The 15,416-nt window shown below is 58.1% G+C and carries 7 protein-coding genes; 4 read left to right on the top strand and 3 right to left on the bottom strand.

Annotation, left to right across the window (positions count from 1 at the left end; all coding sequences use genetic code 11):
- Window positions 1–196 precede the first annotated feature (196 nt).
- From KDX30_RS16050 to KDX30_RS16040, 3 genes are read left to right on the top strand one after another with little or no spacing between them, the layout of a single operon-like run.
- Window positions 197–1,945, top strand: coding sequence for a type I secretion system permease/ATPase (locus KDX30_RS16050; RefSeq protein WP_231667289.1), 1,749 nt, complete (start codon window positions 197–199; stop codon window positions 1,943–1,945).
- Window positions 1,926–3,260, top strand: coding sequence for an HlyD family type I secretion periplasmic adaptor subunit (locus tag KDX30_RS16045; protein WP_231676885.1), 1,335 nt, complete (start codon window positions 1,926–1,928; stop codon window positions 3,258–3,260). Before KDX30_RS16050 ends, KDX30_RS16045 begins: the two co-directional genes overlap by 20 nt.
- Complete coding sequence (locus tag KDX30_RS16040; RefSeq protein WP_122705378.1) at window positions 3,257–4,582, top strand: TolC family outer membrane protein; 1,326 nt, start codon at window positions 3,257–3,259, stop codon at window positions 4,580–4,582. Before KDX30_RS16045 ends, KDX30_RS16040 begins: the two co-directional genes overlap by 4 nt.
- A 295-nt stretch (window positions 4,583–4,877) precedes the next feature.
- Here KDX30_RS16040 and KDX30_RS16035 read toward each other — a convergent pair whose 3' ends face one another.
- Both KDX30_RS16035 and KDX30_RS16030 read right to left on the bottom strand, forming a co-directional pair.
- Complete coding sequence (locus tag KDX30_RS16035; protein WP_231676884.1) at window positions 4,878–6,713, bottom strand: O-linked N-acetylglucosamine transferase, SPINDLY family protein; 1,836 nt, start codon at window positions 6,711–6,713, stop codon at window positions 4,878–4,880.
- Window positions 6,714–6,792: 79 nt separating this feature from the next.
- Window positions 6,793–13,164 (bottom strand): hypothetical protein, encoded by a 6,372-nt coding sequence (locus KDX30_RS16030; RefSeq protein ID WP_231676883.1) that lies wholly within the window; start codon window positions 13,162–13,164, stop codon window positions 6,793–6,795.
- Between the two features lie 408 nt (window positions 13,165–13,572).
- On the opposite strand from KDX30_RS16030, the gene KDX30_RS16025 reads away from it, so the two are divergent.
- Window positions 13,573–14,175, top strand: coding sequence for a class I SAM-dependent methyltransferase (locus tag KDX30_RS16025; protein ID WP_122705383.1), 603 nt, complete (start codon window positions 13,573–13,575; stop codon window positions 14,173–14,175).
- A gap of 197 nt (window positions 14,176–14,372) precedes the next feature.
- Here the strand turns inward: KDX30_RS16025 and KDX30_RS16020 are convergent, their stop codons facing one another.
- Window positions 14,373–15,284, bottom strand: a complete 912-nt coding sequence (locus tag KDX30_RS16020; RefSeq protein WP_231676882.1) for a class I SAM-dependent methyltransferase — start codon at window positions 15,282–15,284, stop codon at window positions 14,373–14,375.
- Between the last annotated feature and the right edge of the window lie 132 nt (window positions 15,285–15,416).

Below are 15,416 nucleotides of genomic sequence, written 5' to 3'. Positions count from 1 at the left end.
GAACCTGATACGAGCCGCCTCAAGATCAGGAGCCTCAAGCCGATGAAGTAGAAGTGTGAACAAGGTCACGCGCGGGCTCGATAATCATCACCAAAGTGCCAGCATCGGACCCCTTGAATTCACTGTGAGTGATGTAGCGCCACTCATCATGGCGCTACCGGAATTCTCCCTAACATTTCTCTATCTCACGGATTCTATGCGATTTTTTCTTGATCCCAAGCGAGACATCGATGCTGCCCTGCTGCGTTATCGCCGTCTTTTCGGAGTGCTCGCACTGTTCAGCGGCGTGATCAACCTGCTGATGCTGGTGCCCTCCATCTACATGATGCAGGTCTTCGATCGCGTGCTCACCAGCCGCAACGAAACCACGCTGCTGATGCTGAGCCTGATACTGCTGTGCTTCTTTGCGGTCAGCTGTGGTCTGGAATGGGTCCGTGGTCAGGTCATGATCAAGATGAGCGCAGGTCTGGATGCCCAGCTCGGGGAGCGGGTATTCGACGCCGCGTTCCTGCGTAGCCTGAAGGAACACAACTCCAACCCGGCACAGGTACTGAGTGACCTGAACAACATTCGTCAGTTTGTCACCGGCCCCGGATTGATCGCGCTGTTCGATGCGCCATGGCTGCCGATCTATCTGATTGCGACGTTTCTCTTCCACCCATGGCTGGGCGTATTTACCGTCGTGGGCTCGCTCATCCTTGCCGGTCTGGGCATCTGGAACGAGTTGACCACCCGCCGCAGTATGGGCGAAGCCAACCGGCTTTCGGTTTCCTCGGCAAGTTATGTAAACAGCACACTGCAGAACGCGGAAGTCATTCAGGCAATGGGCATGCTGACGCCTTTGCGGCGTCGCTGGTTCAATGTCCAGCAGCGCGTCATTACTGAACAAGGCGAAGCCAGCGATCGCAGCTCGCGGATTGCCGCACTCTCACGTTTTGTACGCATGACCTGGCAATCCCTGGCGCTGGGCTTGGGTGCCGTGCTGGTCATGGAAAACCAGATTTCAGCTGGTGTGATGATTGCCGTATCGGTTTTGCTCGGGCGAGCAATGGCACCGGCCGAAGCGCTGATCGGCTCATGGAAGCAGATGGGCAATACCAAGAGCAGTTATGAACGCTTGAATCGTCTGCTCAATGAATTTCCCAAGGCCCCGCAACCAATGCCTCTGCCAGCACCGACCGGTGCGCTGAGCATCGACAAACTGGTGATCACTCCACCGGGCATGAAAGTACCGGCTGTGAACGGCGTGACGTTCAAACTCGCCAAAGGCGAAGTTCTGGCGATCATCGGCCCAAGCGCCTCGGGTAAATCTTCCCTGGCGCGGGCCATGGTCGGCATCTGGCCCGCCAATCACGGTTCGGTACGCCTGGACAGCGCAGAAGTCAGCCAATGGTCGCGCGAGGCGCTGGGGCCATATCTGGGCTATCTGCCACAGGACATCGAGCTGTTTGACGGAACCATCGCCGAAAATATCGCCCGGTTTGGCGAAGTGGACTCGGCGAAAGTCATCGAGGCGGCGCAACTGGCCGGCATCAACGAAATGATTCTGCACTTCCCCAAGGGTTACGACACGCTGTTGGGCGTGGGCGGGCTGGGTCTGTCCGGCGGGCAGAAACAACGTATCGGTCTCGCCCGGGCACTGTATGGCCAGCCTCCTCTGGTGGTGCTCGATGAGCCCAATTCCAATCTGGATGATGCTGGTGAGGCTGCTCTCGTCAAAGCCGTGCGCATCCTGAAAAACGCTGGTTCCACGGTGGTGCTGGTGACCCATCGGCCGAACATTCTGGGGGTAGTCGACAAATTGCTGTTCCTCAGGGACGGCGTGCAGCACCTGTTCGGTCCACGGGATCAGGTAATGAAAACTCTGGTGCCGACTCCCGTGCAAAAACCCGTCGAACCCACCAGCCAGGACACCGGAGGCGTCAATGCAAGCCAGTCAAAATGACATGTTGACCCCTCCGCCAGCGCCGGATGCTGATGCCGCGGGCATTGCCCGGATTGGCGTATGGTTTTTGATCCTGGGTCTGGGCGGATTTTTCCTGTGGGCCGGTTTCGCGCCGCTTGACCGCGGCGTGGTCGGCAGCGGCACCGTAACGGTTGCCGGTGAACGCAAAACCGTCCAGTCACGCACTGGGGGCATGATCGATCGAATTCTGGTTCGTGAAGGCGACCTGGTGACACAAGGTCAGGTGGTCGTGCAGCTCAATATCGTCCAGACCCAATCACAGCTGGATGTAGCACTGGGGCAATGGATCAGCGCACGTGCCGTGGAAGACCGGTTGATCGCCGAGCGCCTTGATCGCAAGGATATTCAGTGGTCCCCGGAATTGCTGGCCAGGGAAAACGATCCCCGTGCCCGCTCGGCAATGGAACTGCAAGGCTATCTATTTGCTACACGCCGCGCTGAACTGAACAGCAGGATGAAAATCAACGACCACGAAATCGCCTCGTTTAACGAGCAGCTGGCTGGTTACGAAGAGATCAAACGCAACCACGCGGCTCAATTCCAGTTCCAGCAGCAGGAACTCAATGGGTTGCGTGAGCTGGCTCGCGAAGGCTATCTGCCGCGCAATCGCCTGTTCGAAGCTGAAAGTAATGCCGCGCAACTGGGCGCCCAACTGGCCTCGACCATTTCCGACATCGGTCGCACCCGCCAGGCTATCAACGAGAGCAAGCTCAAGGCGCTGCAGCAAGGCCAGATCTTCCGCAGCGACGCTGAGTCTCAGCTCACTCAGGTTTCGGCGCAGACATCGAGCCTGAGGGATCAAATCAAAGCGTTCGAATTCGAAGTGCAGAGCGCGTCGATTGTGGCCCCGGTGGCGGGTCAGATCATGAGTCTGGCGGTGCACACCGTCGGTGGCATTGCACCGGCGGGCCAACGCCTGATGGATATCGTCCCGCAGGGTTCCAGCTGGGTCGTCAAAGCTCAATTCCCGCCAATGATGGCTGACCGACTCAAGCCTGGGCTTAAGGTCGACCTGCGATTCGGCTCATTACAGCGAGTACACACGCCTGTGATCGTCGGCACCGTGTCCACCGTATCGGCCGACCAATTGGTCGACGAAAAAACCAATTCTCCGTACTTCGCAGTTGAAGTGTCCGTGAGCCCGCAGGACGTCATTCACCTGCGCGATCTAGGGCTCGATATCAAGCCGGGCATGCAGGCCGAAGTGCTGGTCAAGACCGGCGAGCGGACCCTGGCCAACTACCTGATGCAGCCGGTTGCCGAGCGTATGGCCGGTGCTTTCAAGGAAGAATGACAGTGCGCACACGTCTAGCTGTTCTCTCACTGCTCTGGTCCTGCCAACTTCTGGCGGCGGATGATTCGTTATCGCTGGTGGCGCTTTACGATGCATCAAGGCTGAACGATGCGACGTACAAGGTCGCCGACCATGACTATGCAGCGTCGCGCGAGGAAATCGCCATTGGTCGCAGTGGTTTGCTGCCACAGGTCGCCATCAACTCCCGATATGGCCATGGCGGGCAGCTCGAAAAGCGAACGCCAAACAACAACTCAGATGATCAGTACTCCGCCGACAGCATCGCGCTTTCAGTCAGCCAGCCGCTGTTCGACAAGGGCCGCTGGGCGTCCTATGAGCAGGCAAAAGCCCGGGCAAAACTGGGCGAAGCGCAATATGAAGGCGCCGGACAAGGTCTGTTCGACCGCGTAGTACAAGCTTATTTCGACATCGCCCAAGTGGAAAACGAACTGAAGCTGACCACACAGCAAAAAGCGTCCATCGAAGCCTTGGCCAAGCAATCCAAGCGTCTATATGAAGCCGGTGAAGGCACAGTGACAGACATGGAAGAAGCCCAGGCCCGACTGGATTCGACACGCGCCCAGGAAATCGAACTGCAAGCCCGACGTCGGGCGGCACTGCGTAAACTGGCGGGCCGCTCCGGGCTGACGGTAGGAAACATTCCCGAAATGCAGGAAAAGTCTCCGGCAACCGCCTTGCTCGCGCCGGAGGAAGACCTTGATTACTGGATGCTCAAGGCCGACCAGGCCGGCGCTACGCTTGGCGTCAGCCGCGCTTCGGTCAAGGTCGCCGAAGCCAATCTAAAGCTGCAAAAGTCCGGTCACTACCCGACCGTTGCGCTGAGCGGCCGTCTGGCTCGGGTTGATCAGAGTGATACCAACGACTACTCCCAGCGCCAGTCCACGTACTACCTGGGCGTAGTGATCGATATTCCTCTGTATCAGGGCGGCGGCATCAGTGCTTCATCCGAAAAAGCCCGCGCAGCCCTGGAAAGCGCCCGTTCCAGTTACGACGCGCAACTCCAGCAACTGACTGAAGACGTCGAGACCAATTACCTTGGGGTAGTGGCAGGGTTCGAGAAAAGCAAAGCACTGGTCACGGCTGTGCGCTCAAGCCAGATTGCCCTGACCTCAGCCGAGAAAGGCTATCAGGCTGGCGTTCGTTCGACTGTGGAGATTCTGGACGCTCAGCAGCGTCTGTACTCGGCCAAACGCGACCTGCTCGATACCAAGCTCGCGATGTTGCTCAGCTACGTGAACCTGCACACCCGCACCGGACAAATGACCCGCAGCCAGCTGCAGAAGGTTCAGGAGCTGTTCTGAAATGGCTTGGTTGAACCCTGCAACTGCCTGACCTGGAGTACTTTTCTGTAGGAGCAACTTGTTGGCGATAGGGCTTAAGCGGTGAATCAGGCCTGCCGCTTCGCGAACAAGTTCGCTCCTACCGGTTAGCGCCGTGTCAGGGCACAGAGCAATGGCGTGTCAATCAAACGCCATTCTTTTAATTTGAAATGCATTTCCTGTAGGAGCTGCCGAAGGCTGCGAAGCAGTTATCCTGACAGACCACCATCGCAGCCTTCGGCAGCTCCTACAGGTCGTACGCCAGGCCCATCAAAACCTAAGCGGTTCTCAGCGCAACGCTGCTGATGGCGTCTTCGAAATCCCGGACGAAAGCCGGTGTATCGAACAGCGCGGACGTCGTTCTCCCCTCCTGCAAACGCTGGCGCAATCCGGGCAACAGATCGGCCTGGGTCGCCAGTTGCACAGCACGTTCTTCGTAGTCCTCCAGCGTTGTCGTGATCAACTCAGGCAACTCCAGCGCAGTCAGCAGACTACCCGCCATACGCGAGGCAAAGGTGCGACCGGAACGTGTCAGAACCGGCAGGCCCATCCATAGCGCATCGTTGGCTGTCGTCCCTGCATTGAACGGATAAGCATCGAGAAACAGATCCGCTGCGGTGTACCGCGCCAGGTATTCAGGGGGGGCAACCCGCGGGGCGAAGAGCAGACGAGCCGGGTCTACACCCTGCTGCTGCGCACGCTCGCACAGGTTTTTCTGTGCCCAGGGATTGTCTGCCAATAACCACAACACACTGTCGGGAGCGCGCGTGAGAATGCGCATCCAGCAGTCGAACACCTCTTCATTGAACTTGTAGTTGTTGTTGAAGGAGCAGAACACAAAGCGATCTTCAGGCAAGCCGCATTCGGCTCGGCTCGGCAGTGTCGCGACCGGGCGTTGCCGGTCACTGCATTGATAGATCTGCGCCAGGTAAAGTGGCTTCTCGCTGTAGTAAGGCTTGACGCTATCCGGGATCAGGTAGCGGTCAGCGATGACGTAATCAATGCAAGGCAGGCCGGTGGTGCCGGGGAAACCAAGATAGGTCATCTGCACAGGCGCCGGACGATAGGCCGGGATGTCTGCGCGGGCACCGGAAGTCAGGCCGTGCAGGTCAATCAGGATGTCGATTTCATGATTGCGGATGCACTGCGCCGCTGCCGCGTCGCTCATGTCGCCGATCCGTATAAAGTGATCCATCGCGTTTTTCACTCGCTCGCGCAACGGCGAACCGTCTTCGCGACTCCAGCAAAAACCGTACACCTCAAAGCGCGCTCGATCGATCAGCTCGAACAGCTCAACGGTCAGCAGCGACACCGCATGGAGGCAGAAGTCGGATGACAGAAAGCCGATACGCAGTTTCGGATGGGCATACCCCTGAGTCGGTGCCAGGGCCGGAACCCGTACGTTGACGCGCTCCTTGACGAAGTGAACCGCTGCCGCCAACTGCAAGCCCGGATCGTCGCTGCCCGCAAGCAACGCCAGAGGCGAGGACGCTTTGAGCAGGTCGCCTACGGTCAAGCCCTGAGGCGGTTGGTACACAGGCCAGACACATTGCTTCTGGCGCAAATGCACCCAGTGCTGAATAACCTTGGGCTGAACAGGATCAACCTCCAGGCTGGTACGCAGAATGGCTTCGGAGGGCTGTAGCTGGCGGGTTTCCTCCAGCAAACGCCCCAGGCCGTTGCACACCATCAGGTACAAATCACGGCTCGCCTGCGGATCGACCCGTTTGTCGTCAAGCATGGACTGCCAGGTTGCCAGGGCCTCCTGAGGTTTTTTCTGGCGCTCAAGGATGGTTCCCAGATTGAACCAGGCCTGAGCAAACTCCGGGTTCTGGGCAATGGCAGCGCGGTAAGCAGCTTCGGCGGCCGCAAGCTGACCCAGACTGGTCAGTGTGACACCGAAGTTGAACTGAATAATGTAGTTGATCGAGGACTGACAGTGCCCCAACCAGGTTTGATAAAGGGCCGCAACATCGGTAAAGCGCAGCGCTGCGTTGAGTCGGTCGGCGGCCGCAAGTAGCTGCATGGGTTGTAGCGCGACACCTTTGGCCAACTCCAGGGCGGCAGCCAGCATGACATCGAGGTCCGGGCTATCAAGGTTCTCTGTAAGCATTCGAGTGACAGTCTCCACCAAAAAAATACCGGGCTCTCGCGAGCCCGGTATCAGGTCAATCAAGGTCTAGCACTGAATATCAGTGAACCCAGGTATGAACATCCGTTGCGACCAGCAGTTGAACATTACCATCGTTGAAGACGTTGTAGCTCGCGCCATCAACTGTTGTGGTACCGCCCGCATGCCATTCGCCACTGGCGCCATTGATGTTGACTGTGTCATGGCTGTCGCCGTTGATGATCATTTGCACCGGTGCCGCGGCACCGTTGCCAGCAACATCAACCTGACCAGCCTTGCCGAGTTCGCTGACCGTCTTGGCATCAACAGTCAGAGTCGTCGCCTTGCCACCATCTGCCGCGAGGTCGATAGCGCCCAGAGTATGAGCACCCACGGTTTTCGGATTCAGCTGTGTCAGATCGATGTTCTGATTGCCGTTTGCGTCAGTGCGGAACCACACGTCGGCAACGGTATGCGTCTGACCATCACTGGTTTCGTAGGTGCTTTCCAGGCCAAGCAGGTTGCCATGGTTCAACTCGGTGATCGTGCTGGCACCCAGGTTGAACTGGGTGATACCCAGGTCGCTCAGGTGGAACATCTCGCCCTTGTCGCTGATGCCATCGTTGTTGGCATCGACCCAGACCTGCAGCGACGCGAAGAGTGCGTCAGAACTGTTGACGACACCATCGTGGTTGCTGTCCAGGCTTTTCAGTGCTTCGAAGCCGTCTTTGGCCAGCGAACCATCCGCCAGTTTGAACGAAGAACCGAACAGCTCGGAACCATCGTTGACCTTGCCATCGCCGTTCAGGTCGATGGTCAACAGACCATCACCACCGGCAGTCCAGCCAGTCGTTTCCTTCACGCCATCAGCGTTCAGGTCGAACTTCACGCCTGAGGTCAGGTGCGAGGTTTGCACTCCGTCACCGTTGAGATCCAGAACCAGCGGCGTGGACAGGGCCAGCGCGTCGATCTGGGTGGCAGTCATCGCTTGCAGTTGTGCCGTGGTGAACGAATCGACCTGAGTCATATCCAGGTGCGACAGTTGCGCCGTGGTCAGAGCCTGAACCTGAGTGGTGGTCAAGGCGGCGACTTGAGCGGTAGTCAGCGCCGCCATGTCTGTCGTCTCGATCGCCGCGACCTGAGCCGTGGTCAGGGCCGCCACATCGGCGGTTTCCAGTGCGCTGATCTGGGTCGGTTTCAGTGCAACGATCTGCGCAGTGGTCAGTGCTGCAACCTGAGCCGTGGTCAGTGCAACCAGTTGAGCCGAGGTCAGCGCACCGATATCGGCAGTTTCCAGAGCCGCCACTTGCGTGGTGGTCAGGGCTGCTATTTGCGTTGGCTTCAAGGCCGCGACTTGTGCAGTGCTCAAGGCCACGATATGCGCTGTGGTCAGGGCCGCTATATCAGCAGTTTCCATGGCCGCGATCTGAGTCACTTTCAGCGCTGCAACCTGAGCAGTGCTCAGAGCAGCCACTTGAGCGGTGGTCAGGGCTACGACACCTGCAGTAGTCAGGGAGTCGATATCCGCTGTCTCCAGAGCCGCCACTTGCGTGGTGGTCAGGTTGGCCACCTGAGCGGTGGTCAGCGCTGCAACCTGGGCAGAGGTCAGGGCCACGATTTGCGCCGTGGTCAGGGCCGCCGCTTGAGCAGTGGTCAGGGCTGCAATGGAGGTCACTGGCAGCGCGGCAATATCAGCAGTTTCCAGAGCCGCCACTTGCGCGGTGGTCATGGCTGCGATTTGCGTAGCTTTCAGAGCCGCTACCTGTGCGGTGGTCAGTGCCACGATCTGACCGGTGGTCAGAGCCGCCACATCTGCGGTTTCCAGAGCTGCGATCTGAGTCACTTTCAGCGCTGCAACTTGTGCAGTGGTCAGGTTAGCCACTTGTGCGGTGGTCAACGCGACGATGCCGGCGGTGGTCAGTGAGCCGATGTCGGCAGTCTGCATGGCTGCCACTTGCGTGGTAGTCAGGTTTGCAACCTGAGCCGTGCTCAACGCTGCCACTTGAGCGGTGGTCAAGGCCACGATCTGGTCGGTGGTCAGAGCAGCAGCATCAGCAGTTTGCAGGGCAGCAATCTGGATCACGGTCAGTGCGGCAACCTGAGCGGTGGTCAGCGCAGCAACTTGAGCAGTAGTCAGCGCTACGACGCCGGCAGTGGTCAGGCCAACGATGTCGTTGGTCTGCAAGGCCGCCACTTGCGTGGTGGTCAGGTTAGCCACTTGAGCAGTGGTCAACGCTGCAACCTGAGTAGAGCTCAGAGCCACGATTTGCGCCGTGGTCAGGGCCGCTGCCTGAGCAGTGGTCAACGCTGCAACCTGTACCGCTGTCAGCGCTGCAACATCAGCAGTTTCCAGAGCCGCCACTTGTGCGGTGGTCAGGGCTGCGATTTGCGTAGCTTTCAACGCCGCTACTTGTGCGGTAGTCAACGCCACGACCTGACCGGTGGTCAGAGCCGCCACATCGGCAGTTTCCAGAGCTGCGACCTGAGCCACATTGAGCGCTGCAACTTGTGCAGTGGTCAGTGCAGCTACTTGGGCAGTAGTCAAAGCCACGATGCCTGCGGTAGTCAGTGAGGCAATATCGGCCGTCTGCATGGCTGCCACTTGAGTGGTAGTCAGGTTTGCAACCTGAGCAGTGGTCAATGCCGCCACTTGAGCGGTAGTCAACGCAACGATCTGGTCGGTGGTCAGCGCAGCGGCATCAGCCGTTTGCAGTGCTGCAATCTGAGTCACTTTCAACGCTGCAACTTGTGCAGTGGTCAGGGCTGCTACTTGAGCGGTGGTCAAAGCAACGATGCCAGCAGTGGTCAGGCCGCCGATATCGGCAGTCTGAATGGCCGCCACTTGCGTGGTGGTCAGGTTAGCCACTTGGGCAGTCGTCAATGCTGCGATCTGGGCAGAGCTCAGCGCTGCGACTTGCGCAGTGGTCAGGGCCGCCGCTTGCGTGGTGGTCAACGCTGCAACTTGCACCGCTGTCAAAGCTGCTACATCGGCAGTTTCCAGAGCCGCTACTTGCGCGGTGGTCAGGGCTGCGATTTGAGTAGCCTTCAGCGCTACGATCTGGGCCGTGGTCAATGCCACAACCTGGCCGGTGGTCAGAGCGGCCACATCAGCGGTTTCCAGGGCTGCGATCTGAGTCACTTTCAACGCTGCAACCTGTGCCGTGGTCAGAGCTGCGACTTGACCGGTGGTCAAGGCCACGATGCCTGCGGTGGTCAACGAACCCACATCAGCTGTTTCCAGGGCTGCCACTTGAGCGGTAGTCAGGTTGGCAACCTGAGCGGTGGTCAAGGCTGCTACTTGGCCAGTGGTCAAGGCAACGATCTGGGCGGTGGTCAACGCTGCTACATCAGCAGTTTGCATCGCCGCGATCTGGGTCACTTTCAGAGCTGCGACTTGCGCCGTAGTCAGGGCCGCGACTTGATCGGTGGTCAACGCCACGATACCAGCAGTGGTCAGGCCGCCGATATCGGCAGTCTGAATGGCTGCTACCTGCGCAGTGGTCAGGTTAGCCACTTGAGCAGTGGTCAGTGCGCCGACCTGGGCAGAGGTCAGGGCCACGATCTGAGCGGTGCTCAACGCTGCCGCTTGAGCCGTGGTCAGGCCTGCGATTTGTGCAGTAGTCAAAGCTGCGATATCAGCAGTTTCCAGAGCCGCCAGTTGCGCGGTGGTCAAGGCTGCGATTTGCGTGGCTTTCAGCGCAACGATTTGTGCTGTGGTCAGTGCGACGACTTGAGCGGTAGTCAGGGCCGCTACGTCAGCGGTTTCCAGTGCGGCAATCTGAGTAACTTTCAGAGCACCAACCTGAGCAGTGGTCAGGGCAGCTACCTGCGCGGTGGTCAGAGCCACTACGCCAGCGGTGGTCAGGCCGCCAATATCAGCAGTCTGAATCGCCGCCACTTGGGTGGTGGTCAGGTTGGCGACCTGAGCGGTCGTCAGCGCTGCAACCTGGGCAGAGGTCAGGGCCACGATTTGTGCCGTGGTCAGAGCCGCTGCTTGAGTGGTGGTCAGAGCTGCAACAGAAGCTGGAGTCAGCGCGGCGATATCGGCAGTTTCCAGGGCCGCCACTTGCGCAGTGGTCAGGGCTGCGATCTGCGTAGCTTTCAGCGCAACAACTTGTGCGGTAGTCAGAGCCACGATTTGCGCAGTGGTCAGGGCTGCCACATCAGCAGTGGTCAAGGCCGCGATCTGAGTCGCTTTCAGTGCAGCAACCTGTGCAGTGGTCAGCGCTGCTACTTGAGCGGTGCTCAATGCGACAACACCAGCCGTAGTCAGCGAAGCGATGTCAGCTGTCTGCATGGCTGCCACTTGAGTGGTAGTCAGGTTGGCAACCTGGGCGGTGGTCAACGCCGCTACTTGAGCGGTAGTCAACGCAACGATCTGGTCGGTGGTCAACGCAGCAGCATCAACGGTTTGCAGTGCAGCTACCTGAGTCAGGCTCAGTGCGGCAACCTGAGCAGTCGTCAGCGCAGCAACCTGAGCAGTGGTCAACGCCACGATGCCTGCGGTGGTCAAGCCGATGATGTCGTTGGTCTGCAAGGCCGCCACTTGGGTGGTGGTCAGGTTGGCGACTTGAGCAGTCGTCAATGCAGCCACTTGAGCCGAGCTCAAGGCAACGATCTGTGCAGTCGTGAGTGCAGCAGCCTGAGTAGTGGTCAGACCAGCGATCTGAGCAGGGGTCAGCGCTGCAATGTCAGCCGTTTCCAGTGCTGCCAGTTGAGTGGTGGTCAGCGCGGCAATTTGCGTGGCTTTCAGAGCGCCGATCTGGGCGGTGGTCAAAGCAACGATTTGCGCGGTGGTCAGGGCCGCTACATCAGCGGTTTCCAGCGCGGCAATCTGAGCGACTTTAAGTGCTGCAACCTGTGCAGTGGTCAACGCAGCTACTTGAGCGGTGCCCAACGCGACAATGCCAGCCGTAGTCAGCGAAGCGACATCAGCTGTCTGCATGGCTGCCACTTGAGTGGTAGTCAGGTTGGCAACCTGGGCGGTGGTCAGCGCCGCTACTTGAGCGGTGGTCAGCGCCACGACCTGGTCGGTGGTCAGCGCAGCAGCATCAGCGGTTTGCAGTGCAGCAACCTGAGTCACGCTCAGTGCAGCAACCTGGGCGGTGGTCAGGGCAGCAACCTGAGCGGTAGTCAGGGCCACGATGCCAGCGGTGGTCAAGCCGATGATGTCGTTAGTCTGCAGGGCAGCCACTTGAGTAGTGGTCAGGTTTGAGACTTGAGCGGTGGTCAGTGCAGCCACTTGAGCGGAGGTCAAAGCGACGATCTGTGCAGTGGTCAGCGCCGCTGCTTGAGTCGTGGTCAGGCCTGCGACTTGTACAGGGGTCAACGCTGCAATATCAGCAGTTTCCAGAGCCGCCAGTTGCGTAGTGGTCAGTGCTGCGATTTGGGTGGCTTTCAATGCAACCACTTGGGCAGTGGTCAGGGCCACGATTTGCGCAGTGGTCAGGGCCGCTACATCAGCGGTTTCCAGCGCGGCAATCTGAGCAACTTTAAGTGAAGCAACCTGAGCGGTGGTCAGAGCAGCCACTTGAGCGGTAGTCAGCGCCACGACGCCAGCAGTGGTCAGGCCACCGAGGTCAGCGGTCTGCAAAGCAGCCACTTGGGTGGTGGTCAGGTTGGCTACTTGCGCAGTCGTCAGCGCGGCAACCTGAGCAGAGGTCAGTGCGACGATTTGTGCGGTAGTCAGAGCAGCCGCTTGAGCGGTGGTCAAGGCTGCAACTTGCACGGCTGTCAAAGCCGCTACATCAGCAGTTTCCAGAGCCGCCACTTGCGCAGTGCTCAGGGCAGCAATTTGCGTAGCCTTCAGAGCCACTACCTGAGCAGTGGTCAGCGCGACGATTTGATCTGTGGTCAGAGCCGCTACGTCAGCGGTTTCCAGCGCGGTGACTTGGGCGGCTTTGAGTGCAGCAACCTGAGCAGTGGTCAGGCTTGCCACTTGTGCAGTGGTCAGCGCCACGACCTGGGCGGTAGTCAGCGAGGCAACATCGGCAGTCTGCATGGCCGCCACCTGGGTGGTGGTCAGCGCGGCGACTTGAGTCACTTTCAGTGCTGCTACTTGTGCAGTGGTCAGCGCCACGACCTGAGCGGTGGTCAGCGCGGCAGTCTGTGCAGTGGTCAACGCGGCGACGGCTGTCACGGTCAACGCAGCGACATCGGCTGTTTCGAACGCTGCCACTTGAGCAGTGGTCAGGTTAGCCACCTGAGCGGTGGTCAGCGACGGGATTTGTGCAGTGGTCAGCGCAACAATCTGACCTGTGGTCAGCGCTGGAATTTGCACAGTGGACAGAGCGGCAACGTTTGCCTTGGTAATCACAGCGATCTGCGCAGTCGTGAGCGCTGCAACCTGAGCTGTACTCATGGCTGCAATGTCAACGGTACCGAGTCCCGCAATGGTTGTTGTACTCAAGGCGGCAATTTGCGCGGTGGTCAACGAAGAAATAAAACTAGCCATATTCGTATCCTGTTTAGGTCATTAACCGCGCTGCCAGCGACGCCGCCGTAGCCTCGAAAACGGGCCGGGGAGCCCATGTGTCATCAATAGCGACCGTCCGTGGAAAATCCTTAAGAATATTTAAGGGTGGCGTTGTGCCTTTTTTGATCTTTTAGTTATTAGCACGCCCTCTTTTAGAGGCTGAGCTCATAAACAGTGACATCATATAGCCACCTTAAAAATTTGTTCACTTTACTTTTATTACTGCCGATAAACGGTGTACGCCCCGGTAACCTTGACCACTCAAGGGACTTAACCTAGTGTGCGTTTGACCTCCCAAGCGCCGCCGACCACCTCGTCCGGCCTGACGGAGAACGCTTCCACGCCCCCCTTTGGCACGTGCAAAGGGCCTTGATCGAGTAACTGATTGTGAAAACCTTCCTCCATGTAGGTTGCGGTCCAAAGAACAAAAGCGGCACGACCAAGGGCTTCGCCTCGCCGGAGTGGCAGGAGCTGCGTTTTGATATCGATGAGAGTGTGAATCCGGATATCGTGGGGACGATGACCGACATGTCCCAGGTTAAAGACGCGTCGGTGGATGCCTTGTTCTCAAGCCACAACATCGAGCACCTCTACCCTCATGAGGTGCCAGTAGCGTTGGCAGAGTTCAAGCGCGTGCTCAAGCCAGGCGGCTTCGTCGTCATCACCTGCCCGGACCTGCAATCGGTCTGCGCGCTAGTGGCCGAAGACAAACTGACCGACCCGGCCTACATCTCGCCAGCCGGCCCGATTGCGCCGATCGATATCCTGTACGGACATCGTCCGGCCATGGCCAATGGCAATGTGTACATGGCGCACCGTTGCGGTTTCACCAAGAAAGTCCTGACCGGCAGCTTCCAGGCAGCTGGCTTCGACCTGGTGCTGCCCATCCAGCGCGCTCACCCGGCCTACGACCTATGGGCAATCGCAGCCCTTGCTCCGCTCACCGAGCAGGAAGTCGTGGACATTGCCAACCAGCACTTCCCGGCCTGATATGCGAGGTTAGTCGGGGGTATTGGGAACTCAGAGTGACGAGCGGAAGTTGTTTCGCTCGTTTGCTCAATCGAGCCAATCGATGTGCTGGTAAGCTAGCTGCAATATGAAACGCGTCAACCTTCAACAAACAACTCAGCCATCCCGCAAGCTTTTCCCAGGCCAGCGACTGCCAAGGTCCTTTGCTGAGCATCTGCTCAACATTTGCGCGCAATCACGTAGATGATATCGCTTGGGAGCAACTTCAAAATCGGTAGCGAAATAGCCACTGCGCAGTAAATGAACACTTTCGAAAGCCTTCCCATTTTTCCAGTGTAGGAAATCCGAGTGTACAGACCTGCCAGGCTCAACACAGGCAGCCTGCCTCCAGCTACGCTCACAAATCCGTAGCATTTGAGGAGCTCTGCAAGATTAGACTCGTTGAAGTAATGGACATGAGGCGACGGCAGCCCCTTCTGCCAGAGCCGGTCGAAGAAACCTGTATATCCAGCGCTAGCGAAAAGTCTGGAAAGCCGATAGAACACGCCACTGCTGCTGGGCAAATTCACGACCAGATAGCCCCCATCGTTCAGTCGGTCATGGCACGCATTCAGCACATCAACAACAGGCGGAATATGTTCAAGGACGTCATTAAACACAATGACATCGAATTTTTCTGACGCGATCAGTACATCCGGAAAATAGCCATTGCGCACAGGCAGACCCCGCGCAGCCGTTGATTGATAAATGGCTTCATCGGGCTCGATCCCAAGCACCTCAAATGCAGGCATGGCGGTTTCAATAAACCAGCCGTGGGCACAGCCCACGTCCAGCAACCTCCCTCCCCCAGGCTTGAGCGTTCTGATGGCACTCAACAATGTTCTGAAATTACTGACTCGAAGCTCCCGTAAACCGGTCTCCCTCGCGGACTCATCGATATTTTCATGAGCGGAATGTTCATTGATAGTGGGCGCTAGCGTAGATTTTTCATAGGCGCATAGCGGGCATGAAAAGTGCCATTCCTGAACAGTTTCTTTTAAGCCTCCTGAGCAAACAGGACAATGAGAGATCAGCACTGGGCATTTTCCTTTCTGTAAAGATAGAGTATAAAAACGCGCCTGGATCAGCACTGTAAATCCAGCGTTACAATTAAGACCTGCGCCCTGTATTTGCTGTAATAAATATGGACACAACCCTCATCTAAAATTATCTTGCGCTCCCGTCGCCGGTTGCTACACCGGCAATACACCCCGTATAGTAAT

The organism is Pseudomonas quasicaspiana (assembly GCF_021147825.1).
Lineage (GTDB): Bacteria > Pseudomonadota > Gammaproteobacteria > Pseudomonadales > Pseudomonadaceae > Aquipseudomonas > Aquipseudomonas quasicaspiana.
This window is presented reverse-complemented; position numbering and strand designations above follow the sequence as displayed.

Bases quoted from the DNA above. Each gene is read 5' to 3' on its own strand.
- KDX30_RS16050 (WP_231667289.1), top strand. From the start codon at position 197: ATGCGATTTTTTCTTGATCCCAAGCGAGACATCGATGCTGCCCTGCTG.
- KDX30_RS16045 (WP_231676885.1), top strand. From the start codon at position 1,926: ATGCAAGCCAGTCAAAATGACATGTTGACCCCTCCGCCAGCGCCGGAT.
- KDX30_RS16040 (WP_122705378.1), top strand. From the start codon at position 3,257: ATGACAGTGCGCACACGTCTAGCTGTTCTCTCACTGCTCTGGTCCTGC.
- KDX30_RS16035 (WP_231676884.1), bottom strand. From the start codon at position 6,713: ATGCTTACAGAGAACCTTGATAGCCCGGACCTCGATGTCATGCTGGCT.
- KDX30_RS16030 (WP_231676883.1), bottom strand. From the start codon at position 13,164: ATGGCTAGTTTTATTTCTTCGTTGACCACCGCGCAAATTGCCGCCTTG.